Source organism: Pantoea cypripedii (assembly GCF_011395035.1).
Lineage (GTDB): Bacteria > Pseudomonadota > Gammaproteobacteria > Enterobacterales > Enterobacteriaceae > Pantoea > Pantoea cypripedii_A.
The window spans coordinates 2,471,784-2,485,358 of record NZ_CP024768.1; the positions used below are offsets into that span (position 1 = coordinate 2,471,784).

Genomic DNA, 13,575 nt, shown 5'->3' on the forward strand with positions numbered 1-13,575 from the left:
AGAGGTACGCTTAGTGCAGCGTGACCTGTTTTTGTTCAATTGCGTGGATCTGTACTCGGATCATTTCGCTAACCGGGTCTTCCGGACACTGTTCAACGAAGTAGGTCAGATCGTTCAGCGCGATATGTTCACACTCCAGCTGAGCGTAAATCAAACCACGATCGCGGATTTCGTACGGGTCGTCCGGATCGATTTGCAACAGTACCTGGCTGACATTCAGCGCCAGCTCCATCTTTTTCTCTTCCATCAGCGCCGCTTTCAGCGTATCGAGCATTTTGCGCATCACACTGACGGTTTTCGCTTCGTCGAGATCATCCTGATAGAGCTTCGCTGTCGGGCTGATATTGCCTTTCAGCCACACTTCCAGCGTATGGGTATCAAGGGTTTCGCCGTTAAACGGATTGATCAGCCACATTTCGCCATCCAGCCAGTCCGCCCGCAGAATCATCTGCGTCGGGAAAATCACCGGCATCAGCGGCAACTCCAGCTCCTCGGCGATATGCAGCAGGATCACCCCCAGCGACACGGCCGTGCCCTGACGGCTTTTCAGCACCTTATCGATCCATAACGCATCCGATAAATTGTAGACGCCGCTGGCACCACCAAATCCCCACTGGCGATAAAACAGGTCCAGCAACTTTTCCAGTTGCAGGTCAGCATCCGCTGCATCGCTAATGTAAACGCGCGCTTCTTCAACTAACGCAGCCAGCTGAAGCTCAACGGATTGAGCAGAAAAATCTTCGCGGATGGCGCAGGTAGCACCAATAACCGCTTCACTTAACGGTGTTTGACTGTAATCAAGTTGCTCTGGCGAGGTCATACTATCCCCAATAACGGCATTTTCGTCATCGCCAGCTTAAACACGACCAGCAACGCCACGATAGCGAGCAGATAAGCAATCCAGCGGACACTCATCTTGCGTGGGCGACGACTTAATGCCACGGAACCTAAGGCGATGTAGATAATAACCCCTATCAGCTTCTCCGTCAGCCAGCTTCCTTGTGGTGAGAACGGGTAAAAGTGCGTAATCATGACCAACAGCACGCCACTCAACAGTAAAAAGGTGTCGTTAATGTGCGGCGCAATACGTACCCAGCGGCGGTTCAGCTGCCCGGAACCGGTACAAAGCCAGTAAAAACGCAGCAAGAACAGGCTAATGGTGATGACCACCGTAAGCAGGTGGAAATGTTTGATCAGTGGATACCAGGTAACCATCTTGCTTCCTTAATCAGAGAAATTGTCCAAGCGTCACGCGCGGATTGCCGCCATAGTCATCCACGGTGTTCACCCCTTGATAGCCATGCTGCACCAACAACTGACGCACCGCCTCGCCCTGCTGCCAGCCATGCTCGAGCAACAGCCAGCCGCCTGACATCAACCAGTCTGGTGCCGAGGCGATAATCGCTCGCAGGTCTGCCAGTCCGGCATCATCGGCGACTAACGCACTGAGTGGCTCAAAACGGACATCCCCCTGCTGCAAATGCTCATCAGTGGCATCAATATAGGGAGGATTGCTGACAATCAGGTCAAAACGTTGTGGGGGAAGTGCGGTGAACCAGTGGCTGAGGAAAAATTTTGCGTTAGAAATATGCAGACGCTGCGCATTTTCCTGCGCCAGCGCCACGGCAGCGGCAATACGATCGCAACCGTAAACCTGACAATCCGGCCGTTCACTGGCCAGTGCCAGCGCGATGGCACCCGTACCGGTGCCCAGATCGAGTACGGTTACAGCGGCAGCAGGCAAATGGGCCAGCGCCTGCTCCACCAATATCTCGGTATCAGGACGCGGAATCAGGGTGACATCACTGACGCGTAATGGCAGCGACCAGAATTCGCGCTCCCCCACCAGATGCGCCACCGGCTCGCCCTGGGCACGGCGTGCCAGCAGGGTTTCAAGCTGTTGCAGCTGGATGTCATCAAGCGGTGCATCGTCAAACGCCACCAGCCAGCTACGCGATTTGCCCGTGACAAACGCCAGCAGAATTTCAGCATCGCGTTTTGGGCTATCGCCACCACGCAGCGTGGTGACGGCATGCCGGAGCCAATGACGGATGTCCATTAATCCTGTCCAGCCAGCGCCGCCAGCTGATCGGCCTGATATTCCTGCACAATCGGTTCAATCAGGGTATCCAGCTTACCTTCCATGGTTTCATCCAGACGGTAAAGCGTCAGGTTGATACGATGGTCGGTCACCCGTCCCTGCGGGAAGTTATAGGTGCGGATGCGGTCGGAGCGATCACCGCTGCCCAGCAGGTTGCGACGCGTTGAGGCTTCGGCCTCGTGGCGTTTCGCCATCTCTGCGGCGTGAATGCGTGCACCCAACACCGCCAGCGCTTTAGCTTTGTTTTTATGCTGCGAACGCTCATCCTGACACTCCACCACAATCCCGGTCGGCAGGTGGGTAATGCGGATAGCAGAATCAGTGGTGTTAACGTGCTGACCACCGGCACCGGAGGAACGGAAGGTATCGATTTTCAGGTCGCCCGGATTGATCTCCGGCAGTTCGGCTTCCGGCAACTCCGGCATTACCGCTACAGTGCAGGCTGAGGTGTGGATGCGGCCCTGTGACTCGGTTTCCGGGACGCGTTGTACACGATGTCCACCGGATTCAAACTTGAAGCGACCATACGCGCCCTCGCCTCTCACACGGGCGATAACTTCTTTATACCCGCCGTGCTCACCGTCATTGCTGCTGACAATTTCAACCTGCCAGCGACGCGCTTCTGCATAGCGGCTATACATACGGAACAGGTCACCGGCAAAAATCGCCGCTTCATCACCGCCCGTCCCGGCGCGGACTTCCACAAAGCAGGGGCGTTCGTCGTCAGGATCTTTCGGCAACAGCAATACCTGCAACTGCTGCTCCAGCGTTTCGCGTTTTTCGCGTGAGGTTTTCAGTTCTTCCTGCGCCATATCGCGCATTTCAGGATCGTCGAGCAGCATCTCTGCCGTCTCAATATCTTCCTGCACCTGTTGCCATTCACGGAAACAACGGGTCACGTCAGACAACTGTGCATATTCGCGCGAAAGCGCACGGAAACGGTCCTGATCGGCAATCACGCCAGCATCGCCCAGCATCGCTTCCACTTCTTCGTGACGTTCCTGGAGCGCTTCCAGCTTGGCAACAATAGAGGTCTTCATGTAATTGAGGGTATCCCGTAAAAGGTCGTAACAGCCTAATCGAGACCGAGGCTGTCACGTAAGATCTGCAGGCGTTCGCTGTCGCCATCGCGCGCGGCCTGCTGTAGTGATTTGGTTGGAGCGTGAATTAAACGGTTGGTCAGCTTGTGTGCCAGCTCCTGCAACACTTTTTCCGCATCCGCGCCCTGACGCAGCGCAGCCAGCGCGCGTTCCTGCAATTCAGCACGGACATCATCGGCCTGGGTACGATACTCGCGAATGGTTTCGACAGCACTTTGCGCGCGCAGCCAGGCCATAAATTCGCCACTTTCCTGCACCACAATGCTTTCAGCCTGCACCGCAGCGGCTTTACGCTGCGCCATATTCTGCTCAATGATCGCCTGCAGGTCATCCACGCTGTAGAGATAGGCATTGGCGAGTTTGCCCACTTCCGGCTCTACGTCACGCGGTACGGCGATATCCACCAGCAACATCGGCTGGTTACGGCGTGCTTTTAACGCGCGTTCCACCATCCCTTTGCCGATAATGGGCAGCGGGCTGGCAGTAGAAGAAATAATAATATCAGCATCGGCGAGACGCGAATCAATATCCGCCAGACCAATCACTTCAGCCCCGACTTCATCGGCCAGCAGTTGAGCGCGCTCACGTGTACGGTTGGCGATCATCAGTTTTTTCACATGATGTTCGCGCAAATGGCGCGCCACCAGCTCGATGGTTTCACCGGCACCCACCAGTAAAACATTGACGGTGCTGAGCGATTCAAAGATTTGACGTGCCAGAGAACAGGCAGCAAAGGCAACAGAAACCGCGCTGGCACCGATTTCGGTTTCGGTACGGACGCGTTTGGCGACCGAGAAGGTTTTCTGGAACATGCGCTCCAGTTCACTGCTCAACGCATGGCCACGCTGAGAATCGGCGAAGGCTTTTTTCACCTGCCCCAGAATCTGCGGCTCGCCCAGCACCAGCGAGTCCAGCCCGCTGGCGACGCGCATCAGATGACTGACTGCGGCGTTATCCTGGTGCCAGTAGAGGCTTTTGCGCACATCTTCTTCGCGCAGTTGGTGATAGTCACACAACCAGCGCACCAGCTTCTCCTGCAAATCGGCCTGCTGCTCTACGCTAAGGTAGAGTTCAGTACGATTACAGGTGGAAAGCACCACACCACTTTGCACCATCGGCTGGGATAACAGGCTGCTAAGTGCCTGATCCAGCGTATCCGGCGTGAACGATACACGTTCGCGCAGTGCAACAGGTGCAGTTTTATGGTTGATTCCGAGTGCAAGCAGCGTCATGGTGATTCTGGTGGGATATCCCAGGTATTGTCATGGTTTTGTGAAGCGCATAATACAAGATGCCATAGATCAAGAAAAGCCATACAAAGGCTATGACTGTAATAAGATTAAACTGATCGTGCGCAATAATCCGTACATCAGCATTGACGGCTTAGATGCGGATGGTTAGCGTTACCGGTTACGAATTAAAAACGTGTCTGAGGAGATGACCACGTGATGCACATGCCCAAGCGCAAGCTGTTGCGCCTTTTACCCCTTGCCAGCGTGCTGCTGGCTGCCTGTAGCATCAACAAGCCGCAGCAGGGCCCTGGTCCGAGCACCACCTCACCACAGTGGCAGCAACATCAACAGACGGTGGCGAAGATCAGCCATTATGAAACCCGTGGCGCGTTCGCTTACATTTCTGATCGCCAGAAAGTCTATGCCCGCTTTAACTGGCAGCAGACCGCCGCTGACCGCTATCGCCTGCTGCTGACTAACCCACTGGGCAGCACTGAGTTACAGCTGGATGCGCAAGGTTCCGTGGTGCAAATCGTCGATAACAAAGGCAAGCGCTACGTCAGCAATGACGCTGAGAAGATGATTTCCCAGCTAACCGGCATGGACATTCCGCTGGCTAATCTGCGTCAGTGGATGATGGGCTTGCCTGGCGATGCCAGCGACTATCAGCTGAACGACCAATATCAGTTGCAGAGCCTGAACTACAGCCGTAACGGCCAGCAGTGGAAAGTCACGATTTCTGATTACGACAGCAAAGTCACCCCACCGCTGCCAGCCAATCTGGAGTTGAGTGAAGGTGGTCAGCGTATCAAACTGCGTATGGATAGCTGGACCGTACAATGATCACCACCTGGCCTGCTCCGGCGAAGCTAAATTTATTTCTTTACATCACTGGCCGTCGTCCGGACGGCTATCATAATCTGCAAACCCTGTTTCAGTTCCTTGATTACGGCGATACGCTGACCATCACCCCGGATAGCAGCGGTGATATTCGTTTGCTGACGCCACTCGACGACGTCCCGGACGAGGAAAATCTGATTGTCCGGGCGGCACGGGCGTTAATGCAGGTGGCAAGTGCGCGCGGCACCCTGCCGCCGCATGCCGGTGCGCAGATTGCCCTGGAAAAGCGTTTGCCCATGGGGGGCGGACTGGGTGGCGGCTCGTCAGATGCCGCGACGGTGCTGGTGGCGCTGAATCATCAGTGGCAAACCGGGCTGAGCGTCGATGAGCTGGCGGCAATTGGCGTGCGGCTGGGAGCGGATGTGCCGGTATTTATCCGCGGGCACGCCGCCTTTGCCGAAGGCGTGGGTGAACAATTGCAGCCAGCCGCTCCGGCAGAAAAGTGGTATCTGGTGGCCCATCCGGGCGTCAGCATCGCGACGCCGCAAATCTTTGGCGATCCTGAGCTGACGAGAGATTCACCAACCCGCTCACTTGATGTACTTTTGCAGCTGCCTTTCCACAATGATTGTGAATCAGTGGCAAGAAAACGTTTTCGTGAGGTTGATGAGCTGGTTTCCTGGCTGCTAGAATACGCGCCGTCGCGCCTGACTGGGACCGGAGCTTGTGTGTTTGCTGAATTTAACACCGAATCCGCCGCTCGTCAGGTGCTGGAGCTTGCCCCGGAATGGATACGAGGATTTGTGGCGCGCGGGCTAAATACCTCGCCGTTACAACGTACTCTTTCCGGGATTTAAGCGTATGCGTGACTGTGTCACCCCTGTTCCAGACGCAGCACGCGACGCATCAACACACCTGTATGAACACGCCCTGCGGTATGCGCCGGTTATCGCAGCGTTGTTCATTCGCTGGACGCAAAGCCTGAGGTTCTTCTCGTGCCTGATATGAAGCTATTTGCTGGTAACGCCACCCCGGAACTAGCACAACGTATTGCCAACCGCCTTTACACCAGCCTCGGAGACGCCGCTGTCGGTCGTTTCAGCGACGGTGAAGTGAGTGTACAGATTAACGAAAATGTACGCGGTGGTGATATTTTCATCATCCAGTCCACCTGTGCCCCCACCAACGATAATCTGATGGAGCTGGTTGTGATGGTCGACGCACTGCGTCGGGCTTCTGCTGGTCGTATTACTGCCGTTATCCCCTACTTTGGCTATGCCCGTCAGGACCGCCGTGTGCGTTCCGCGCGTGTGCCGATCACCGCTAAAGTGGTTGCGGATTTCCTTTCCAGCGTGGGTGTTGACCGTGTTCTGACGGTGGACCTGCACGCCGAGCAGATCCAGGGCTTCTTTGATGTCCCGGTTGATAACGTATTTGGCAGCCCAATCCTGTTGGAAGATATGCTGCAAATTGGTCTGGAAAACCCGATTGTGGTTTCCCCGGATATTGGCGGTGTGGTTCGCGCCCGTGCCATTGCCAAACTGCTCAACGACACCGACATGGCTATCATTGATAAACGTCGCCCGCGTGCCAACGTTTCTCAGGTTATGCATATCATTGGTGACGTCGCTGGCCGTGACTGTGTACTGGTCGACGATATGATCGACACCGGCGGTACGCTGTGCAAAGCGGCTGAAGCGCTGAAAGAACGCGGTGCCAAGCGCGTGTTCGCCTACGCAACGCACCCGATTTTCTCCGGCAACGCCGTGGAAAACCTGCGCAAATCGGTGATCGATCAGGTGATCGTGTGTGACACCATCCCACTGTCTGACGAGATGAAATCTCTGCCGAACGTGCGTACCCTGACGCTGTCCGGCATGCTGGCCGAAGCGATTCGTCGTATCAGCAACGAAGAATCCATCTCCGCCATGTTCGAACATTGATCGAACAAAACCGGGCCACGTGCCCGGTTTTCTCTCTCTCGTCCTGCTATTACGTCATTTACCGACTAAGCCGCTCCCGCTGCGGATGCTTGCGCGATAAATTTCGTTAAAATTCGCTATTCTCGTTGCCATTCACTGTTTTCTGCCAACACTGACATCCGGACTTTAGCGCCCCAATGTTTAGTGGTATTTTTCACCACACTTTTTTTTGAGAACTCCGACCACTATGGCTCTCGACATCTACACACTTTTTGTATGTGAGCTCTATGTACTGGGGTTTTTGAGCATCATTCTGGTCTTCGCCTGGATCGGTTCGCAGTATGATCGCGTACTGGGCTTCACTTCGCTGACGCTGACGTTAACCTTACTGGCCGTGTTTCTCAGCAGCCTGCGCGCCGCAGGACTGCACTTTTTGCCGGTTGCGGTCGGGAATGTGGTCATGATGCTGGCCTATGGCTGTTTGCTGAATGCCTTCCGCGTGTTCTGTAAAAAACCGATAGGGCTGAGCTGGCTGGCTGGCGCGCTGCTGTGGGCCATTCTGTGCTGCTTCCCGGCTTTTTATTACAGTATGCCCAAACGCGTGCTGGTGGTGTGTCTGCTGTGTATGTTTTACACCGCGGCGTTAATTCAGCTGTTATGGCGCGCCCGCGCCTCGCTGAAGGTGACGTTCTGGCCCGCGCAGACGCTATTGTGGATCCATCTGCTGTTCCATCTGGCGCGCATTTTTCTCGATGATGCGGTGGCGACACCGGTACATGGTGCGATTGGCGGCTCCAGTTTTTCCGTCTACGTGATTCTCGAATCCATTCTGTTTGTGATTGGCCTGGCGTTTACCATTCTGGCGATGGTTAATGAACGTACGCAGATTGCGCATAAACTGGCATCCCTGCACGACCCGCTAACCAGCGTGTGGAATCGCCGAGCCTTGTTCGAGCAGGCAGAAAAGATCATTGCCCGACGGTTACGTCAGCAAAAGCCCTTCACCGCCGTATTGTTCGATCTTGACCACTTCAAAAGCATTAATGACCGTTACGGTCATCAGCAAGGCGATCGGGTATTAATTGATTTTTGCCAGGTTGCGCAGGCGTTACTGCCAGAAGAAGGCCAATTTGCCCGTCTGGGCGGAGAGGAATTTGCCGCCATTTTGCCCGGCGACAGCGAACAGGCACAGACGGTATGTGAACGCATCCGCGTTGCGACACAGCTGTCGCAACCGGATGATATCATTTACACCGTTAGCATTGGCTTTGCCACATCCTGCCAGGAAGATCAGCATTTCCCGACGCTGCTGGCACTGGCCGATGAAGCACTCTACCGCGCAAAAGCCACGGGCCGTAACCGCACCGAACAGTATCTGGCACAGTTACAGCCGATTAATCAGGCTACGCTGGTTTAGTATCAGGGGTGATGGGTATTACGGCGGCAACGTTTATCGCCGTAATGCCGCAACCAAAAATAGCGGTCTTCGACTTTTTCGCGTCCGCTGACACGCGCACCAACCAGCCACAGCAACGCACCGATAAAGATGCTGAACATTGCGCCATGCGCCAGAAATTGCGGCAGATTCAGCGAAGGAATTTGATTGATGATCGAATAGCCGACGCCGAGCACCATGGTGAGTAAGCCGAGACACATCAGGCCGTTACCGATATAGCGAGTGTGATGACGTTTCATGGTTCACCTCCATCCTTATGAGCAAAGCTAAGAACAGCACATAACGTTAACTGACCATAAGTTTAGGCAATAGCAGGCGGTTAAGATGCGTACAGGATCACACATCTTTCACAATTCTGACAAAACTTTACCGCTTATCGGATTGATTTCGATAGAAAATGATAAATAACGAAGCGTCACTATTCTTCGCCCTCGCCCTTTGTCATCTCCTTATCCACGCAGTAAACTAACGCCCTTTGTGAAGCGAGACAGGATAACCATCGTGAGCAGCATTAAACTGATTGTCGGACTGGCGAATCCCGGCGCCGAATATGCCGCCACGCGCCATAACGCTGGCGCCTGGTATGTGGATCTGCTGGCAGAGCGCTACAATCAGTCTCTGAAAGACGAACCCAAATTCTTTGGCTATACCGCCCGGTTATCGCTGGCAGGGGAAGATGTGCGCCTGCTGGTACCCACCACTTTTATGAACCTGAGTGGCAAAGCGGTTGCAGCAATGGCGACCTTTTACCGTATCGCGCCGGAAGAGATTCTGGTGGCACACGATGAGCTGGATTTACCGCCGGGTATCGCGAAATTCAAACAGGGTGGCGGCCACGGCGGCCATAACGGGCTGAAAGACATCATCAGTAAGCTGGGCAACAACAATAATTTTCACCGCCTGCGAGTTGGTATTGGTCACCCAGGGGATCGTAATAAAGTGACCGGCTTTGTGCTGGGTAAACCCCCTGCCAGTGAACAGAAGCTGATTGACGATGCCATTGACGAAGCAGTGCGTTGCACTGAACTCTGGCTGAAAGAAGACAAAATAAAGGCAATGAACCGCCTGCACGCTTTCAAAGCCGGTTAACGCCAATTCCCGCGCCGCACAGCAGCATTTCTGTGTATAATGCGCGAAATTTTTAGAATCTGTCAGCGTTGCCAGCCAGCGCTGCATCCTCAGTGAGAAAGGTAATCAGACCATGGGATTTAAATGCGGTATTGTGGGCCTGCCGAACGTCGGTAAATCCACCCTGTTCAACGCGCTGACCAAAGCGGGTATCGAAGCAGCCAACTTTCCGTTCTGCACCATCGAACCCAATACCGGTGTGGTGCCGATGCCCGACCCACGTCTCGATCAACTGAGCGATATCGTTAAGCCGCAGCGTGTTGTACCCACCACCATGGAATTCGTCGATATTGCCGGTCTGGTAGAAGGTGCGTCGAAAGGTGAAGGTCTTGGCAACAAATTCCTGACCAATATCCGTGAAACCGAGGCTATCGGCCACGTGGTACGTTGCTTTGAGAATGACAACATCATTCACGTGGCAGGCAAAGTTAACCCGGCTGAAGATATTGACGTTATCAACACCGAGCTGGCGCTGTCGGATCTCGACACCTGCGAACGTGCCATCCAGCGCGTGCAGAAAAAAGCCAAAGGTGGTGATAAAGACGCGAAGGCCGAGCTGGCTGCACTGGAGAAATGTCTGCCGCATCTGGAAAACGCTGGCATGCTGCGTTCGCTGGATTTGGATGCCGATGAAAAAGCGGCCATTCGTTATCTGAGCTTCCTGACGTTGAAGCCGACGATGTACATCGCCAACGTTAACGAAGATGGTTTCGAGAACAACCCTTATCTCGATCAGGTGCGCGCGATTGCTGATGCCGAAGGCTCTGTTGTGGTGCCGGTTTGTGCCGCAGTGGAATCGGATATCGCCGAGCTGGATGATGAAGAGCGTGCTGAATTTATGGCTGAGCTGGGTCTGGAAGAACCGGGTCTGAACCGCGTTATCCGCGCGGGTTACACCCTGCTCAACCTGCAGACCTACTTCACCGCCGGTGTGAAAGAAGTGCGTGCCTGGACTATCCCGGTCGGCGCAACGGCTCCGCAGGCGGCGGGCAAAATCCACACCGACTTCGAAAAAGGCTTTATCCGCGCCCAGACCATCGCATTTGATGACTTTGTCACTTATAAAGGTGAACAAGGCGCGAAGGAAGCAGGCAAAATGCGCTCAGAAGGGAAAGAATACATCGTGAAAGATGGCGATGTGATGAACTTCCTGTTCAACGTCTGATTAGCTGCATAATCGATCAGACGCAGTAATGCAAACCTGCAAAGCTCACGCAATCGCGTGGGCTTTTTTATTTAATGGTTATTTTTCCTGGCCTGCTTCCGCTAAATCCGCGTGGTAATTTTTCTGGCACAGATCAGAAAAACGTCTATTCTCAATCTACGCTATGGAAGACAGAATGATTTAAACAGGAGAAATATGAAATATCCTTTGTCCGCATTTATATTCACTACCTCTCTGATGGGTAACGTCTCAGCAATAACGCCTGGCGGGATGGCTGGCTGGAACTGGTCTGTTAACGCAACGAATATTACCAGTCTGACCATGCCGTTTACGGTAAATACCGATATGGAAAGTGCCGGGTATTATTACGCGAATCAATTTTCGTTCACCGGCACCGGTGCGGTAGGTTATATTGGCCTGCAACCACGAACCGACGAACAATATATGGTGGTGTACTCTTCTTTTATTTCTGGAACTCAGGTTGCGGACACGAATCACTGCCGACAGGGTGCAGATGGTGGCGAGGGTGTCAGTTGCTCTGTGATGTATCCGATTAAAATCAATAGAAAATATCTGTTTGAGATACGCCGGGCTACGGATGATGCGAATGTCTGGTATGGCTTCGTCAGAGAAGAAGACAGCAAAGAAGAAACGCAAATTGGCGCATGGCGCCTCCCGGAAAACTCAGGAACATTAAGAAACAGCCAGAGTGGGTGGATTGAATATTATAAAGATGTCGGAACCTGTTTTATGACCGAAGTAACACAAATAACCGTCTCCCCCCCTTTTGTGACACAAAGTGGGGAGCAGGGAGTACTGACTTATCCGCATAACTATGGCAGATGTATGGGTAAATTTAATTTTCGATATGAATATTCCGACAAAAACTTAAAAATCACCGTTGGCCAGCAATGATGATCTGTTGTCTATATAAAGTAAAAACCCACGCGCTTGCGTGGGTTTTTTATTGGTGATTAAGGGCGTGTTATTTAATGCCCATCGCATCGCGCAGGGTAAAGAACAGGTCGGTTTGATCCGTCAGCCCCACCACGTTGGCAGCATGGGGGCCGTAGGCGGCAATACGCAGCTGGGTGCCGGTATGCTCCTGCGAATCCTCTTCCGAGTTACCGTAGCTGATGGTCATCACCGCGCCATCTTTGGTATTTACCGCCTGGGTTAACCCCGGTGCCTTGGTGCCATTTTCGACGATTTGGCTGCTGTGAGCGTGGTCCGCAGTCACCACCACCAGCGTATCACCGTGCTGGCGGGCGAAGGCCAGCGCCTGCTGTACCGCTTCGTCGAGGTCCACGGTTTCACCAATCTGACCACAGGGATTGGCGGCATGATCCTGTTTATCAATCGATGCCCCCTCAACCTGCAGGAAGAAACCTTTGTCATTCTGGCTGAGCAGGTCGAGTGCCTTTTTGGTCATCTGCGCCAGCGTCGGCGTACTCGCCGGACGGTCTTTATTCACTTCACAGGTCACCACCGGCTTATCCAGGTTACCGTGATAACTGGCTTTTGGCCCCTGCCAGCGCACCGGCATATTACCCGCCGCAAACAGCCCCAGCAGTGGCTTGCTTTGGTCAGCCTGCTGTACGCCATTCATGCCATCAAGATCATCCACCAGCTGATAACCCAGTACCTGCGCCTGCTCACGCAGGGTTTTCCCCTGATATTCACCCGCTTTCGCCACTTCGCTGAAGGATTTCGCCCCACCGCCCAGCGTGACATCCGCACGGGTTTTCAGCATCTGTTCGGTGATCGAACCCTTTCCACCCTGCTCCAGCGCATTGCCTGGGCATAGCTCACTGGTTTTTTCCGGACCATAACATTTACGCGAAGTCACATGGGCGATCAGTGCTGCGGGTGTCGCGTCCTGCAGTTCCGCAGTAGAAACGTTACCGGTAGCCTTACCCGCCGCCTTTGCTAACTCCAGCAGTGTGGTCTGGTCTTTTCCGTTTACATCAACACCAATGGCACCATTATAGGATTTGGTGCCGGTTGCCCAGGCCGTGGCAGAAGCGGCTGAATCCGTGACGTAATTCGGCTTGTGGGTTTTCTTATCCAGTGAATAGTGGGTGTACTGGCCGGTAAGCGGAAGCGCATCAATACCCGGGAAGAAGCCACCGGCCCCCATCGCCAGGTTACGGGCTGCGGTAATTTCCGAATCCCCCATCCCATCACCAATCAGCAGAATCACGTTTTTTGCCGTGCTATTGCTGAGCGAGGCTTTCAATGCCTCGGTTTGATCGCCTGTCAGACGACGCGCACCACCGTGCTGAGTCAGATCGCCGGTTGCGGCGCGGGAGTAACTGGTCTCATCCGCCATCGCAGCCGGAGCCAACAATGAAGCGATGAGTGGAACCGTAATCAGAGGTATCTGTTTCATTTATAAGCATCCTTATTCACAAATATAACCAAATGTTTCCGCGGACAAGTCTGCGACAATGGCGTTACACTTTTGTGACTGTCAGGCAATATTTTGATGACAGGATAACCAATACGAACAGGGTTAACGCGATTCGCTCAGGGCTTAAGCGAATAGAAAAAAAGGAGAAAATAGGGCTTGACCCTTTTAGGCGAACTCCCTATAGTAGCGCCCCGTTGACCCGCCAAGGTCAGCAGCAA

14 protein-coding genes are annotated in these 13,575 nt (G+C 53.8%); 7 read left to right on the forward strand and 7 right to left on the reverse strand.

All coding sequences use genetic code 11. From position 1 onward, the window contains the following. Positions 1–10: 10 nt before the first annotated feature. The 5 genes from sirB1 to hemA are packed head-to-tail and all read right to left on the reverse strand — an operon-like array spanning position 11 to position 4,433. Positions 11–820, reverse strand: a complete 810-nt coding sequence (gene sirB1 / locus CUN67_RS11515; protein ID WP_208715422.1) for an invasion regulator SirB1 — start codon at positions 818–820, stop codon at positions 11–13. Then, a complete protein-coding gene (locus tag CUN67_RS11520) occupies positions 817–1,215 on the reverse strand; it encodes a SirB2 family protein (RefSeq protein WP_208715423.1) in 399 nt (132 codons plus the stop codon). The genes sirB1 and CUN67_RS11520 overlap by 4 nt, the downstream gene beginning before the upstream one ends. Before the next feature lie 13 nt (positions 1,216–1,228). Next, the gene (gene prmC / locus CUN67_RS11525) at positions 1,229–2,059 is read right to left on the reverse strand and encodes a peptide chain release factor N(5)-glutamine methyltransferase (protein WP_208715424.1); all 831 of its coding nucleotides are present in this window, start codon (positions 2,057–2,059) and stop codon (positions 1,229–1,231) included. After that, a complete protein-coding gene (gene prfA, locus CUN67_RS11530; protein ID WP_208715425.1) occupies positions 2,059–3,141 on the reverse strand; it encodes a peptide chain release factor 1 in 1,083 nt (360 codons plus the stop codon). Before prfA ends, prmC begins: the two co-directional genes overlap by 1 nt. Before the next feature lie 35 nt (positions 3,142–3,176). Then, positions 3,177–4,433, reverse strand: coding sequence for a glutamyl-tRNA reductase (gene hemA / locus CUN67_RS11535; protein WP_208715426.1), 1,257 nt, complete (start codon positions 4,431–4,433; stop codon positions 3,177–3,179). Positions 4,434–4,649: 216 nt separating this feature from the next. On the opposite strand from hemA, the gene lolB reads away from it, so the two are divergent. From lolB to CUN67_RS11555, 4 genes are all read left to right on the forward strand, one after another. Continuing rightward, complete coding sequence (lolB, locus tag CUN67_RS11540) at positions 4,650–5,276, forward strand: lipoprotein insertase outer membrane protein LolB (RefSeq protein ID WP_208717177.1); 627 nt, start codon at positions 4,650–4,652, stop codon at positions 5,274–5,276. Then, positions 5,273–6,130, forward strand: a complete 858-nt coding sequence (gene ispE / locus CUN67_RS11545; protein ID WP_208715427.1) for a 4-(cytidine 5'-diphospho)-2-C-methyl-D-erythritol kinase — start codon at positions 5,273–5,275, stop codon at positions 6,128–6,130. The genes lolB and ispE overlap by 4 nt, the downstream gene beginning before the upstream one ends. A gap of 138 nt (positions 6,131–6,268) precedes the next feature. Next, the gene (gene prs, locus CUN67_RS11550; RefSeq protein ID WP_021182910.1) at positions 6,269–7,216 is read left to right on the forward strand and encodes a ribose-phosphate diphosphokinase; all 948 of its coding nucleotides are present in this window, start codon (positions 6,269–6,271) and stop codon (positions 7,214–7,216) included. A gap of 226 nt (positions 7,217–7,442) precedes the next feature. Beyond that, a complete protein-coding gene (locus tag CUN67_RS11555; protein WP_208715428.1) occupies positions 7,443–8,612 on the forward strand; it encodes a GGDEF domain-containing protein in 1,170 nt (389 codons plus the stop codon). 2 nt (positions 8,613–8,614) lie between these two features. Here the strand turns inward: CUN67_RS11555 and ychH are convergent, their stop codons facing one another. Then, complete coding sequence (gene ychH, locus CUN67_RS11560) at positions 8,615–8,890, reverse strand: stress-induced protein YchH (RefSeq protein ID WP_208715429.1); 276 nt, start codon at positions 8,888–8,890, stop codon at positions 8,615–8,617. Between the two features lie 262 nt (positions 8,891–9,152). On the opposite strand from ychH, the gene pth reads away from it, so the two are divergent. The 3 genes from pth (at position 9,153) to CUN67_RS11575 (ending at position 11,859) form a co-directional block, all read left to right on the forward strand. Next, positions 9,153–9,740: an aminoacyl-tRNA hydrolase gene (gene pth, locus CUN67_RS11565; RefSeq protein ID WP_208715430.1), complete on the forward strand. Its 588-nt coding sequence runs from the start codon at positions 9,153–9,155 to the stop codon at positions 9,738–9,740. Between the two features lie 112 nt (positions 9,741–9,852). Beyond that, positions 9,853–10,944, forward strand: coding sequence for a redox-regulated ATPase YchF (gene ychF, locus CUN67_RS11570; protein ID WP_084875528.1), 1,092 nt, complete (start codon positions 9,853–9,855; stop codon positions 10,942–10,944). 195 nt (positions 10,945–11,139) lie between these two features. Beyond that, the gene (locus tag CUN67_RS11575) at positions 11,140–11,859 is read left to right on the forward strand and encodes a DUF3472 domain-containing protein (RefSeq protein ID WP_208715431.1); all 720 of its coding nucleotides are present in this window, start codon (positions 11,140–11,142) and stop codon (positions 11,857–11,859) included. Between the two features lie 70 nt (positions 11,860–11,929). Here the strand turns inward: CUN67_RS11575 and phoA are convergent, their stop codons facing one another. Then, a complete protein-coding gene (gene phoA, locus CUN67_RS11580; protein ID WP_208715432.1) occupies positions 11,930–13,336 on the reverse strand; it encodes an alkaline phosphatase in 1,407 nt (468 codons plus the stop codon). Between the last annotated feature and the right edge of the window lie 239 nt (positions 13,337–13,575).

Bases quoted from the DNA above. Each gene is read 5' to 3' on its own strand.
- CUN67_RS11575 (WP_208715431.1), top strand. From the start codon at position 11,140: ATGAAATATCCTTTGTCCGCATTTATATTCACTACCTCTCTGATGGGT.
- CUN67_RS11555 (WP_208715428.1), top strand. From the start codon at position 7,443: ATGGCTCTCGACATCTACACACTTTTTGTATGTGAGCTCTATGTACTG.
- ispE (WP_208715427.1), top strand. From the start codon at position 5,273: ATGATCACCACCTGGCCTGCTCCGGCGAAGCTAAATTTATTTCTTTAC.
- CUN67_RS11520 (WP_208715423.1), bottom strand. From the start codon at position 1,215: ATGGTTACCTGGTATCCACTGATCAAACATTTCCACCTGCTTACGGTG.
- ychH (WP_208715429.1), bottom strand. From the start codon at position 8,890: ATGAAACGTCATCACACTCGCTATATCGGTAACGGCCTGATGTGTCTC.
- ychF (WP_084875528.1), top strand. From the start codon at position 9,853: ATGGGATTTAAATGCGGTATTGTGGGCCTGCCGAACGTCGGTAAATCC.
- prfA (WP_208715425.1), bottom strand. From the start codon at position 3,141: ATGAAGACCTCTATTGTTGCCAAGCTGGAAGCGCTCCAGGAACGTCAC.
- prmC (WP_208715424.1), bottom strand. From the start codon at position 2,059: ATGGACATCCGTCATTGGCTCCGGCATGCCGTCACCACGCTGCGTGGT.
- sirB1 (WP_208715422.1), bottom strand. From the start codon at position 820: ATGACCTCGCCAGAGCAACTTGATTACAGTCAAACACCGTTAAGTGAA.
- hemA (WP_208715426.1), bottom strand. From the start codon at position 4,433: ATGACGCTGCTTGCACTCGGAATCAACCATAAAACTGCACCTGTTGCA.
- phoA (WP_208715432.1), bottom strand. From the start codon at position 13,336: ATGAAACAGATACCTCTGATTACGGTTCCACTCATCGCTTCATTGTTG.
- lolB (WP_208717177.1), top strand. From the start codon at position 4,650: ATGCACATGCCCAAGCGCAAGCTGTTGCGCCTTTTACCCCTTGCCAGC.